This is a genomic window from Streptomyces sp. NPDC007084 (assembly GCF_040703595.1).
In the GTDB taxonomy this organism is placed as follows: Bacteria; Actinomycetota; Actinomycetes; order Streptomycetales; family Streptomycetaceae; genus Streptomyces.
The window spans coordinates 34,494-46,983 of sequence record NZ_JBEYFY010000054.1 but is presented as its reverse complement, the minus strand read 5'-3'; the positions used below and the strand labels follow the sequence as shown (position 1 = coordinate 46,983).

Sequence of the window (12,490 nt, the reverse complement as noted above, 5' to 3'; positions counted from 1 at the left end):
CCCGCTACGACAAACGAGCCCGCCACTACAAAGCCCTGGTCACCATCGCCTGCCTACGACTCTGGCTCCCCACCGACATTGCGGACACACCCTAGCGGGGACGTCCTGCACGAACGTCCGGTGCGGTAGGTGAGCCTCTCCACTGCCAGGGCCTGATGAGCCTCGGACACGGTTGGGCACATGTCCGCGAGGAGGGCCATCAGCCGTGGGATCGGCATGTGAGCGAGCGTTGACTCCAGTCTTGAGAGCCGGTGCGCTGTCTCCTCGCACAGTGAGGCGAGCCCCATGATTACCGCCAGGACGCCGGCCATGTCTCCGGCTGTCATCCCCTCGCCGAGGGGGAAGGTGTCAGGAACCTGGCCCTCGGGCACCGCCTTCCGGTAAGCCTCGATGGTCACAGTGGCGCGGTTGACCGCAGCCTCCAACACGTCCCCTGGCGGCCCCTTCCGAGAGCCGGCGCTCCTCGTGGAGATCCACCGGCGTTCTGTCTCGGACAGTTTCGGCAACTGCGTCGGAACCGAGGCTGCTTCGAGGAACGCATCGGCGACCTCGACAGCGGGGTTCCAGCTGTGACGCACACGGAAGCCCCCTCCAGTCAGGCGTACCTGGTAGGCGTCAGTTCGGACACCGGTCTCCAATCGGTCCCAGTGTTGGGCTGCGGCAGCCAGCGCCGTGATCTCGCCAGCAGCGGACTCAGTGCACGGACCCGTGCTGAGCGGGAAGTCGTGGTGCCATGCGACGAGTTGGGCGAGCACGCTTTCCCACGGCAGATCGGACTCGTCTCCTGAGGCGATCTCCATGGCTCGCAACTTGGTCGCCGTGCGGAGCAGGTCGTAGATCCTTTCCGGCCCGGACTGCCAAGCCGGGTGCGCACCTACACGGGCACGCGCGTCGGAGATGACGTCCAAGAGATCCAGCTCGGGCTTCACGGAGACTCCGAATCGTCCATGACTGACGGTTGGTTAGGGAATTCGCGCACGTTCGGAAAGTGGTGGAGGAGGGTGCCAATTCAGTTCCCCCCCACCACCGGTGATTTACAGCGTCGGATCCCAGTACCCGACCCTGGAACCGTCGGGAGATCCGAACAGATGCCAACGGGAGAGGTTCCGGTTCCAGGACTGGCAGGCGGTCTCGGGGAGTTGGAGACAGCCGTGATCCGCGCCCTCGTTGGTGATCATGCAGTTCGGGTCGTACAGACACGCGTCGTTGTCGACTGCACGGCTGACGACCGCGTCCAGGTTCTGTTCGAGTACCGTCCGCATCGCACCGAGGCTGAAGTCGCTCCCGCCGTTGGGGTAAATGGCGAATGCAAGGTCGTACGGGAAGAGGTACTCGGACAGGCTCGTCTCGCTGTAGCCGCTGTCGACCGCCAGAGCCCGGAGCAGCTGGTGGGACAGGGAGTGAAGCAGGCCGAACAGGTCGTGAACAGGGAGATCAGGGTGCCCGGGTTCCGGTCGGGTCTCGTGGGAGAGGGCCTGACCGTCACTGGGGCCCAGCTGGTGCACCAGCCACTTCGTAACGCCTCCGGCGTCGTCCAGCGTGCTGCGGCTCACGAGCCCGTTGCGGACCAGCCACCGGCTCACCCGTTCCCGGTCCACGGGGAACAGGAGAGCCTCCGCTTCTGTGGGGTGGGCGTAGAGGAGGGTCTTCTCGGGTGCGCCTCGTGCGGCACGTCCCCGATAGGGCACCAGGTCGGCCTCCTCGGGGCTGAAGCCCGTCCGGCTGTATCCGATCGCGAGGTAGGTGATCGGGAGATCACTGATCAGGCATGTCTCCTGACCGAGTCCGGCGGCCCCCAGTACGCCGGGGTACCGCTCGTACAGGGCGCGGCGCTCGGGGTTGCGGGCTTCCCGCTGCAGCCGGGGGATACCCAGGCGCTCCAGGTTCAGGACCCGACGATAGGTGTGCAGTTCCGCTGCAAGCCCGCGGGCGTCGTCGCTCTCGGTGTCCAGCCCGAGGGCTTTGCTCACGCTGTCCCGCAGGTGGTCCACCTCGACCGGCATGAAGCGTGCCCGGAGTGCGCGTGCCTGATCGTTCAGGCCGGCCTCCTCCATCGCACGGATGCTCTCGACGACCTCGTCGGGGACGTCCACCGTGTGCCCGTCCGTGAGCCGCCGGAACTCGTCCTCGGTGATCTCACCGAGCCACCAACCAAGCACGGCAGCCGTGTACAGGGGGTTGCTCTGCCGGGTGGCCTCTTCTGCAGTGGTCACGTTCACGAGCGTCAACCCCTGCCCGACGTGCGCCGTGCCCGCGGTGTGGAGCAGGGGGTGCATGAACTTGTCCGGGTAGCTGCACGAGGAGTTGCTGCAACTCCACTGCACTGACAGTGGAAAGCCACAGGTCATGCACTCCCACCGGAAGTCACGGAACCGACTCGCGCGGTCGTCCAGCCTGAACCGGGTGTGCCCCCTGGGACACTTGCTCGGCGGGTACATGGGCGACATCTCGCCACACTTATGCGCGAAGACGAACTGAAGCTGCCGATTTCCCACCGCGTTGCCACAGGTGGGGCAGGCTGGCGGCCAGTCGTCCGTTCCGGGGCGTGGGTCATTCGCCGTCCAGACGTGTCCACACCCCCCGCTCGAGCAGCGCACCACCCGAGGCCAGATGCGGCAGAAGACCTTGCCCGGGACCACGACCTCGTAGTGGCGATCGGCAAGCCGATCCTCGTCCCCGGGGAACTCCGGCGCCCGGTCAGCTCCAGCGGAGAGTGCGCGGCCCGAGGCCCGCCATCTGCGCACGAACCGCATCGCCTCCTGTACCAGGTGATCGCGATCGAGCGAGGGACCGTCGAACTCCTCGTCACGCCCGAACTGCACCACCTGGGCCGTGTAGCCGCCGCGGTGGTCGAAGGTCTGGCCGGGGCGGTAACGGTAGAGGACCTGGCCCCGGTCCCGGGCCATGTCATCGTTCCTGGGATTGAACGCCATCACGACCTCCTGCTGTCGGACACGACGTGGAACGGGATGCCCTCGGAGACGTCGCGGAGGCTCGTCATGGGCCGGTACTCGAGGCCCAGGTAGTCGCCAGTCGCGCGGTATCCCCGGTTGTTCCCGCCCGTGAGGCCGGCGGAGGCACCGGCGGAGCGGAGGCTTGCCAGGGCGTGCTCCACCATGTCCTCGAGGTCGGTGCGGAGTTCCTGACCCTCCGGGCGTTCCGACTGGAAGACGGAGTGCAGCACCTCCAGCAGCTCGGTGAGCTGGACCCCTTCCAGACCCCCGCCCGAGGGAGTACGGAGGGCGGCCTGCATCTTCGAGAGGTCGTGCAGGTGGCCAGGGGCGTTACCCGCCCGCCACCAGTCACGGTTCGCGATCTGGAGAAGTTGCCCCATCAGTATCCCCGGCAGGGTCTTGCGGACCGCGAACCTGCTCCAGCGGTTGATGGCCACCGGCTCGACCATGCGGTCGAGGTACTCGTGGAACTTGCCGTGATAGCGGTAGTGCGACCGGTCTCTCTCCCTCACAGGGTTGAAGAGCATGAAGACGAGGCCGTGGTAGGCGCGGCCCACCCTCGACGACGCTTGGATGTACTCCGCCATGGACCGGGGCATGCCGTTGAACAGCATGAGGTTCAAGCGGTCTACGTCGACTCCATGGCTGACCATGCTGGTGGCGACGACCATGCCCGTGTTGCCGTTGGTGCTTCCCAGGTCATCGAGGACGCCGCGTACCTGGTCCAGGCGCGTTTCGCCCTTGAGTTCGGCCACCCTGAGATCCGGAAAGCCCTCCCTGCGCAGGGCCTCGTTTACCTGGGTGTCCAGCGAGCGACGGATACGGCCGAAGTCGACCAGAGTGGTGGCGTACGTGAGGCTCGTCCGGTAAAGGTCGACGACTGCGCGGAGCTCGTCCTCCGGCCAACTCGCCAGGACGGGGGGCAGATCCTCGCGCCGGTCGAGTTTCCACAGTGCCCGGTGGGCGGACGTCAGGATCCTGACCAGCGTCATCTCCGCCGTGCCGCGTGTCGGCATGACTCCGACGAAGCGACGGAGCGGGAGGCTCCGGTCGAGGCGCCAGTAGAAGCTCTCGTCGAGGTTGGGCCCTGGCAGTGGAACCACTACTGACCTGAGACCGAAGAGGTGCTCGCTCTGGCGGTCCTCGCCCCGGATGGTGGCGGTGGTGGCGACCACCTTCATCCGGACACCCCGACCGTCGGCACGCTGTCGGGACGACAGAGTGCGCTGCACCTCGGCCAAGAGGCCCTCGTAGTGGCCGGAAAAAGCTCCGAGCTCTTCGTTGACCATGTGGAGCTCGTCGATGATCTCCAGTGACGGGGAGGGGTCGTAAAGAGGCTCTCCCAGGGGTCGGAGCGGGGTCTTCGGGTGACCCGGCGCATGACGTTCGTGGCACTTACCGCCCCGACCGAAGCCGTGGGGAGGGCACCAGCAGTCCACGTCGCCGAGGAGGGCGCCGAACTTGTCTGACAGCCCTACGTTGGCGAGCTTGTCCAGGGTCCCGACCACGACGGTCGGTAGGTACCGGTAGATCTCGGTGTCGACGACGAGGATCGGCAGAACCTTCCCGCACGCCTCGTTGCCGCAGACGTGTTGGAGCCTGAGTCGCTGTGGGTCGGGCGCCGGGATGCGGACTGACCGCTCACCGCAGTAAGGACAGTCATGGACAAGGCGGTACGCATGCCGTTCCTCCTCGCTTGAGCGAAGGCGGTCGATCATGCGGTCCGTGATCAGCGAGTTGGGGGTGTTGCCACCACCGGCGTAGAAGCCGATGAAGAAGGGCCAGCCGGGATCACCGCCAACCTGCCTGAGCAGGTCGGCGTGCTTGTCACGGACCGTCTCAGCGGCGGCGATCACGTCGAGCTGGCGCTGTGTCTGCTGCAAGGTCAGCAACCGCAGAGGGAAACGGCACCATGCCGAGACTCCGAGCGCCTTTCCTCGCGCACGGTCGTAGAACATGCACACCAGTACCAAGCCGAGATACGCCTCGGTCTTGCCGCCGCCGGTGGGGTACCAGACGACGGTCGCCGCCTCGGTCGGATCCACGTCGTGTTCGTCGCCCCAGAGGCCGGGTGCGAAGAGGTCCTCGGGATGCTCGCGCCAGGCCAGGGAACTGAGCTGGCTGACGATGGCGACCAGTTGGAAGAGCCGCCAGCCCCGGCTGGGTCGCTTCCGCCGCTTGTTGAGCTCCACCATGGACTCGTTGGCCAGCTGGAATGCTGTCAGGAGACGCCTGTCTCTCCGAAGCCAGGCGACACCGTCACGGAAGCGGGCAACCTCTAGGGCCGCGGCCCTTCGGTCTGCCTCTTTACGCTGGGCCAGCTCGGGCCTGCCCTGAAGATCCTCGGTGCTCCAGGCAGGCGCCCCCAGGTACGCCTCCATCTCGTCAGCGAGCTCGTCGAGAACGGGCAGCGGGTCGGTCGAAAGCGTCGCGTAACTCCAGCGCTCATCGGTTCTGGCCACGGCCCGATGGGTGTCGTGCTGAGGAACGGGCACGCTGCGTACGGCCACCAGCCTGCCTTCGTGCCACCGGGGCTCGACACCGCAGTTGTTCGCGTACGCCCCGAGCTCCCCGGAGTAGCGATAGGCGTCGGCACCGAGGTCCATCACGATGGGGAGGAGATGGTCACCCTGGATCTCCAGCTCTGCGCGGAACAGGGCGTTGTCCCTCGCCTCGTCGCGACGGGTACGGCCGGCGTTGCTGCCCCGTCCCTGGACTGTCACGACGGGGTCGGTGGCGAGGTTCTGCAGAGTGACGGTCACGCGGAGCCGTCCGGACGCGACCAGCCTCGACGTGATGACGACGTGCGCGGCGGGAGACGGTGCTACGGGGTCCCCACCCACCTCCCGGGCCAGCCACTGTTCGAAGGTCCCGTCGTCTGCCATCGCGGCAGGAGGAACCAGCCGCTCTCGGCGGTCGTTCCCGACACGACGGTCGATCCGAGGGTCTTGGAGGGCAACCTTCACGGCGTCTTGGAAGGCATGCCGGAACTCAGCTTCCAAGGTCTGACGCAGGCCGGCCTCCTGTCCCAGAACGACGTCCACGGGACCGACGGTCACGGTCAGTCGCTTGAACAGAGGGGCCAGTCTGTACGGCTCCTCGCGCTCACCGGCCCACTCCAGCTGCTGCGATCGGGTCGGAAGTGCCGCGTAGTAGAACGATGCCCGCGCCTTAACGCTGATGGAGCTGGCGTTGCTGGCCTCGAACTCGAACCCGAGACTGTCCGGGGTCGTTCGGCCGTACCGCGGGGCGGCTCCGCCAGGTTCGACGGTGTGCGGGCCGAGGCTCTCCATGAAGTACCGAGCACTTGGAGGCTCGCCCAGGCAGACGTCCCCTTGGGCCTCGCCAGTCGCATCGCTGACCACCGCGTTGACCAAGTGGTCCACGAGAGCGGTCTGCTGGGTAACGCTCGGCTCGAACGGAGGGTTGGTCACGGCGCCTCCCTGTCGGATCCGGCAGGTTCCGCCAGGACCAGGGGAAGGGGGCGTGCCCCCGTACATGAGGGGAGAGGCGAGAGCCGAGGTGGCTCACAAAGGCGTGCCAGTTGAGGCAGACATGCCGAACTGGCCCGCGGGACATGGATGTCCACGGGGTCTCCAGGCTCGCGAGTCAGAAGCCGCCATGGCACGACGCCATAGCCGGACATCTTCTGCTGCTTCGAGCCCCAGCAGCATCGAACGCATTTCAGTGAAGTCGCAAGCCGTTACGTAGAGTTGATCGAATCTGTCCGGATTCGATCTATCGGTGCCTTGATCTGACACTCACCATCCGCGGCTTCGTAGAACGGAGGAGCGAGATCGGGCAACGACGTCCAGCGTGGTCCGCTGAGAAGACGCCATCCGGGCTGTACGCCGCTGGTCCCTCGGGCATGATTGATGCATGATTCCCGAGGCCGAGATAGGCATCAGTCACGACTACGAACTGGTCGATCTGCGAGCCGACTTCAGCACCGAGAACGTGGCTGCTGCGTGGTTGATGCTGGCGCTGGGTGACAGCCGGGAGCATGCCGGAAACGACGGCTATGACGACAGCGTGTCTCTGCACTACAGCTGGGACAGCACCGTTCAGAACTATGCCCGTGTGGCGGTGGGGGACGTCATAGCCCTGTGGGACAGGAAGGAGCTCATCGGCGTTTCGGTGATAGAGGCGATCGACACTGCATCGGCCGAGAAGATGCTGTACTCCTGTCCTCGGTGTGGCAAGGCTGACATCAAACGGCGTCAACGGGAGAAGCCTGCCTACCGCTGCGGCAAGTGCGGTCACCTCTTCTCCACCCCGCGCCAGATGACCAAGCCGGTGACCACCTACCGGTCTGCGCACGGCAAGAGATGGATGAACGGGCGCGGTCTGCTCTCGGGCTCCGAGCTCCGGGCCCTCTGTGATGCTCCCAAGTCGCAGCTGAGCATGCGCCCTGCGCGATGGAAGCGGCTACGGCAGGCACTGCTCGACGCCACCGGTCAGGCCAGCACCGTCAAGGACATAGCCGCAGCCGCTCGCCTGGCCGTAGCGGGGGGTCACAGGCAGTCGCTTGTGCGAACACGTGTTGGCCAAGAGGAGTTCCGTAAACGGCTGTTGCGAGAGCACGGCGAGGTGTGTGCCTTCACAGGGCCCACGCCGGCGGACGCCCTGGAAGCGGCTCACCTCTACAGCTATGCCGAGAGCGGCGAGCACCATGAGCACGGTGGGCTGCTCCTGCGCCGTGACATCCATAGGCTCTTCGACCTTGGTCGCATCGCAGTAGACACGTCCTCTGAAACGCTCGATGTCGCCTCGAGTCTTGACGGCTACCCGTGCTACGCGCAGCTGCACGGCCAGTCTTTGACCTTGCAGCTGAGCCCGGAACAGAAGTTTTGGCTGGACGCCCACTGGCTCAGCAAGCGGCCACGAGTATGACGACAGCGCCGCGCTTCGGGGACGATGGCGCCACCCCTGTGGCACTGATCAGGACAGGTTTGGGCCGTTCTCGACAAGGTCATCTGGACCAGCGACCATCCATCTCGTCCCATCAAGCTCCACGAAACGTGCATCACCGTGGTCCGGGCGCTGACGGACGACTCTGATGCTGACCCACTGGTCCTTGAGGGGACGTGGCAGCCCGAGGGCCTTGGCGATCTGGGCGTGATTGAGCTGATGACCCAGGATGAGGATGCCTTCTCTGCGCAGGTGGCGACGGGCATCGCGTACTCGTTTGGGGGCGTCAGGCTGCATCGCCACTGTGCGTACCGCAGCGCTACCAACAAGGCGTCCCTGCACGACCCGAAAAAGGTCGTTTGTGCGAGCCTGGCCAGAGCTCGCAACGTCGTCGTCCTCAGATGAGAGCACCTGCGCCAGGGACTGTTGGTCGAGATGAAGCAGCAAGTTCTCCGGCAGGGGGGCGTCCTTGAAGACCCAATGGATGGCGCTCCTGCCGGCAGCTGACAGGGTCTGCTTGCCGTCTCGGTTACGCCCTTGGTTCAAGTGCTCGGGGACGACCTTCAGCACCCCAAGGTCCCAGCGTGATTGTGTGTCGCTGGCTCGCACCAGTAGGCACACGTGGCCGATGTGCTCGGGAGCCAGGACCCATGTGTTTGTCCAGGTGAACTTCAGTGGCACGCTCGTGATGTCGGCGTGCTTGCCTCCTTTGAGGCCCCAGGCTTCCCATAGGAAGTGTCCGACCCTGCTACCCAGATAGGTTTTCTCGCTCATTCCCAGGGTGTTCAGGTCGTAGCGGCCCGTCCGTTCTCCGTCCAGCACGCTGTCGAAGGCCGCCCGCAGTGATACGGCCGTTCGCTCTCGGAGATTCGGGACGGAGTCCAGATGCGCGACGACATCCTCCACGCTGAGGTTGAGTACCCGGGACGACGCTGTGGGAGACCCACCCTCTGTAGTAGTTGCACGCGGAGGAGGAGCGACTCGGGTCCACGGTCGAGCCTCTGCCCGAGGGGCAGTCGAGCCTGCAGCAGGGCTCGGGGGTGTTGGAGATTTCGCTGCGGCTGCGGCTGCGGCTGCGGCTGCGGCTGCGGTAGCTGCTGCTAGCAGCTTGCGTACCTTCAGGAGCTCTCTCTCGGCTCGATCGGCCTTGCCTTGTACCCGGTCCAGCTTCTTTCGGAGCTTTTCTAGATCACTTAGTGCGGCGATCAGCTGCCGATCAGTTGCCGACTTCTGCTTCTGACCTGTGCTCTTCGGCGGGGGAACAGCGCGGGCGCTGGCGAGGAGTTGGGTTACTTGCGACGCCAGTTCCTCTCTGCGGCCGTTGCCCGCGCATGCGGAGACGATGCTGTAGATCAGGTGTGGCTCGTTTTGCAGTCCTACGCCTCTAAGCCGTTTCGAGAGCGTTTCGTATCCGGGCGGCGGTAGCCCTTCGTGATGCTCGGCCTTCAGCTTCTCAGTGAGTCCGCGCAATCCCAGACCGCTTCCGTCGATCAACTCGCGGAGCAGCAGGACGACCTCGGCCATCGGCCCGCTCAGGTCTTCGACAGGCGGCTTCCACGGTCGCCCCCGTCCTTGCGTGCTCCCCACACGGCCCTCCCTCCCATTTGATCGGCTCAGTATCGCATTTGATCTGCCCGATCAAAAGATCAAACTTCCGGACCGGTGGCGCACACCAGCAGGCTGCCCACGTTGCTGAAACTCCAGTACGTGAAGGGAACCTGATGCGTCAGCGCACTGCAGACCTCTGCGCCTTCTCCACGATCGTCACAGCAGCGGTCACTTTGATCGTCGTTGGGCTTCCGTCTCATCAGATCGTCGGAGTCGCTTCCGCCGTGGCAATCCTCTACTCCGCTTGGCGCCAGAACAGCGAACAGCGCCCCGCACGGAAGACCGACGCTGATGATGAGGGTGAGGAAGGCAGGGATCGTAACTCTGCAGCGGCGTAGCTGCGTGAGCGCTGCGTGAGCGGACGGGGCAGCACACGTTGGACTGGACGTCACGTTGATTCGGGCCGCAATGCTCTGATCAGCGAAGACGGGATCCAGTGGCACTCCCCGAAACGATTCGGGATGATCTTGCAGGCCCTCGTAATGCGTAGGTCTCGGGTTCGAATCCCGAAGGCGGCTCCAGGGTGAACCCCAGGTCAGGTTTTTGACCTGGGGCTTCTGTCTTTCTTTGACCTTGAGATTCGGGCGAATCGGGCATCTGCGGTCTGTGCATCGTAATGCGTAGGTCAGAGGTTTGATTCCGTGACGAGAGCCCAACGATAAGCCTCTGAACTGGCCTTTTGTTTCTGGGATGGGTTAGCTCCACCTTGCATCAGGGGTCTCCGGTGGACAAGCGGTGGACAGCCGTGCAGCGATGGTGCAGTCCCGCTCAGATTCCGCCGAGGACGACTGCCATTTGGGGCTCATGGCGCTGGCATACATCTCCGCCCCCGATCTCGGCTCGCTCGTTACCCGCGACGGCGCGCTGGCGGAAGCGGCGGTATGCGGCCTGGGGGCCGGGCCGGCCGGCCGAGGCGGTGGACTCCGTCCACCGCGCGGGCCTCGTCCGCGGCGACATCAAACCGTCGAACGTTCTGGGCACCGGACGACGGTCCGCACGTGATCGATATCGGGATCTCCACGGTCCTGGAGTACCAGACCAGGCTTCTGTGGTTCCGATCGCTGCCGGGCTGCTGCTGTGCGTGGTCGCCACCGGGGCGATCGCTCAGGGGCTTCGCGGAATCAGGGCGGGTGAGCAGCACGCGAACCGGGCCAGACCCATCACGGCCGAGGTGGTCAGCCGACAGGAGGCGTCGCTCCGTGTCCGCACCGACGACGCACGGCGCCTCACCGTCAACGCCTACTACCCGGAGGACTACCGCATCGGCAGCACGGTGGCCGTCCTGGAAGACGGACGTGGCAGCGCCTGGCGGCCGAACCCTACGACGCATTCGAATGGCAGATGCTGACCCTGGCTGCCAGCCTGCCCGGCATCTCCCTGCTGGCAACGGGAGCCCTGGCGCGGCGCCGGGCCACAGCACTGCGCCGCGACCCGGTGCCGACTCTGCGGGTTCTGGAACGCGTCGACGCCGAGGGACAGACCTGGCTCCACGCGGCCGACGACACCTCGGGCAGAACTCCTCTGTTCACCTGCTTCTTCACATCTGCCGTGCGCGAAGCGAGCGACCCCGAGGTTCGCGACCTCGAGACTCCAGGCAGGGAAAGACGGCCCCACCTCGACACACGCCTGCACGAAGCAGTCCTGTTCGGCGCCCCGTACGACGGCAGCGAGTTGCTCCTGGTCACCACCGACGCGGACGCCCACCCCGTCGTGCTGCGCACCACCGGCCCGGCCCGCCCGCCACGCACCCGCACGAGGCAGGGATCCGACGAGCCTGTCACCGCGGCCACTGCGACCGGCGTCCCATCGGAGCAGCAGCTCCTGACGAACCGCCTCGCCACTACATTGACAGTCACGGACAGCTCCCGCAGTTGGGGCCCCGGCCTGGCGTCCCGGGCAGCTGGCGTGGCCCTGGCCGCGGTCATGGCCGTCGCCTCCGGCGCATTCGCCCGCACCTCGGCCAGGGAAGGGTTCGCCTGGGACACCCTCCTCACGCTGGCCACGCTCGTCTGGATCAGCCCCACGGCCACCGCGCTCAACTGGAGCGTCGCCGCCGATAGCACAGGACTATGGCTGACCGGGGCCTGGAAGACACGGCACGACCCCTTGGACCAACTGCAAGCAGCCCGGCGCAACCGCGAAGGAACAGCCGAAATACACACACGACGGCAGCATCTGGCAGCTGACCGGGATAGGCGAGCCCCGGATCGAACGACGGCTGCGCCTGCGGCCCTCGCACGTCCGCATGGTCGAAGAAGCCACAGCCCTACACTGCCAGCCTGACCTGCGCCCCCATGAAGCGAGCACACGGCGCGAGCACGGCCTGCCGCTCGGCCCCGTCCTGGCCGTACTCGTCGTGCTTGCCGCCGCCGTCGCCTGCCTCACGTGAGCAGAACCAGTTGTGGACGGCGGCGAGGGCGGCCACGCTGACCGGCAGAGAGTCCCGCGTCTTCTACAGCGTCTCCGGCGGCACACGGCTGTTGCACCGGTTCGGCCCCCGCACGGCGAGTCGCCGAACGCGACGAGAAGGCCGTCACCGTGCGGAGGACAAGCGACCTGACCGAGGTGACAGAGCCCGGGCGGCCCGCGGAGGGTACATCTGCTTCGAGACGAGACAGGCTTCACTCGCAGGCCGACCATGGGACGCACTTTGGGCCGACGCGGAGTGACTCCGCAGATGACCGGTAACCGGCCGCCGTACGGGACGCCTGGCGGCGGCCGGGCTGATCCGCGTAGCGGTCCGGCTCCCGCACCCGGCTCTGCCACTGCCCGCGCACCCATCCTGCGGGCAGGGCCGAGTGTCGCACCATGGGCGAGCGCGACTTCATCGAGCTGGTCGACGACGTCCACCAGCTCGTCAAAGTGCCAATCAGGCTGGTCAGGGACCGGCTGAACACCCACGTCTCCCACGCCATGCGTGAGTTGATCGCCGAGCACCTGATCATCGGCAAGGACGGCAGGTCCGCGATCGCGGCCGCCCTGTGCTGATAGGAGCGACTTTCCAGGCTTCACCACAC

10 protein-coding genes are annotated in these 12,490 nt (G+C 66.0%); 6 read left to right on the top strand and 4 right to left on the bottom strand.

Annotated elements, in window-relative coordinates; genetic code table 11:
* Positions 1 to 53 precede the first annotated feature (53 nt).
* The 3 genes from AB0912_RS29385 to AB0912_RS29375 all read right to left on the bottom strand — a co-directional run bounded on the left by AB0912_RS29385 (position 54) and on the right by AB0912_RS29375 (position 6,388).
* The gene (locus tag AB0912_RS29385; protein WP_366705080.1) at positions 54 to 929 is read right to left on the bottom strand and encodes a hypothetical protein; all 876 of its coding nucleotides are present in this window, start codon (positions 927 to 929) and stop codon (positions 54 to 56) included.
* Between the two features lie 105 nt (positions 930 to 1,034).
* Positions 1,035 to 2,933: a hypothetical protein gene (locus tag AB0912_RS29380; protein WP_366705078.1), complete on the bottom strand. Its 1,899-nt coding sequence runs from the start codon at positions 2,931 to 2,933 to the stop codon at positions 1,035 to 1,037.
* On the bottom strand, positions 2,933 to 6,388 hold the full coding sequence (locus AB0912_RS29375; protein ID WP_366705076.1) for a helicase-related protein: 3,456 nt from the start codon (positions 6,386 to 6,388) through the stop codon (positions 2,933 to 2,935). Before AB0912_RS29375 ends, AB0912_RS29380 begins: the two co-directional genes overlap by 1 nt.
* A gap of 445 nt (positions 6,389 to 6,833) precedes the next feature.
* On the opposite strand from AB0912_RS29375, the gene AB0912_RS29370 reads away from it, so the two are divergent.
* Positions 6,834 to 7,847, top strand: a complete 1,014-nt coding sequence (locus AB0912_RS29370) for an HNH endonuclease (protein ID WP_366705074.1) — start codon at positions 6,834 to 6,836, stop codon at positions 7,845 to 7,847.
* A 48-nt stretch (positions 7,848 to 7,895) separates the two neighbouring features.
* Here AB0912_RS29370 and AB0912_RS29365 read toward each other — a convergent pair whose 3' ends face one another.
* Positions 7,896 to 8,771 carry a NaeI family type II restriction endonuclease gene (locus AB0912_RS29365; protein ID WP_366705072.1) on the bottom strand — a complete coding sequence of 292 codons (876 nt, stop codon included), beginning with the start codon at positions 8,769 to 8,771 and terminating at the stop codon, positions 7,896 to 7,898.
* Positions 8,772 to 8,824: 53 nt separating this feature from the next.
* Here AB0912_RS29365 and AB0912_RS29360 point away from each other — a divergent pair, with 53 nt between their 5' ends.
* The 5 genes from AB0912_RS29360 to AB0912_RS29340 all read left to right on the top strand — a co-directional run bounded on the left by AB0912_RS29360 (position 8,825) and on the right by AB0912_RS29340 (position 12,461).
* Positions 8,825 to 8,959 carry a hypothetical protein gene (locus tag AB0912_RS29360; RefSeq protein ID WP_366705070.1) on the top strand — a complete coding sequence of 45 codons (135 nt, stop codon included), beginning with the start codon at positions 8,825 to 8,827 and terminating at the stop codon, positions 8,957 to 8,959.
* Between the two features lie 1,562 nt (positions 8,960 to 10,521).
* The gene (locus AB0912_RS29355) at positions 10,522 to 10,821 is read left to right on the top strand and encodes a hypothetical protein (protein WP_366705068.1); all 300 of its coding nucleotides are present in this window, start codon (positions 10,522 to 10,524) and stop codon (positions 10,819 to 10,821) included.
* The gene (locus AB0912_RS29350; RefSeq protein ID WP_366705066.1) at positions 10,815 to 11,756 is read left to right on the top strand and encodes a hypothetical protein; all 942 of its coding nucleotides are present in this window, start codon (positions 10,815 to 10,817) and stop codon (positions 11,754 to 11,756) included. The genes AB0912_RS29355 and AB0912_RS29350 overlap by 7 nt, the downstream gene beginning before the upstream one ends.
* Positions 11,757 to 11,767: 11 nt before the next feature.
* Complete coding sequence (locus tag AB0912_RS29345; protein WP_366705064.1) at positions 11,768 to 12,142, top strand: winged helix-turn-helix domain-containing protein; 375 nt, start codon at positions 11,768 to 11,770, stop codon at positions 12,140 to 12,142.
* Positions 12,143 to 12,281: 139 nt separating this feature from the next.
* The gene (locus AB0912_RS29340) at positions 12,282 to 12,461 is read left to right on the top strand and encodes a hypothetical protein (protein WP_366705062.1); all 180 of its coding nucleotides are present in this window, start codon (positions 12,282 to 12,284) and stop codon (positions 12,459 to 12,461) included.
* The last annotated feature ends 29 nt before the right edge of the window (positions 12,462 to 12,490 follow it).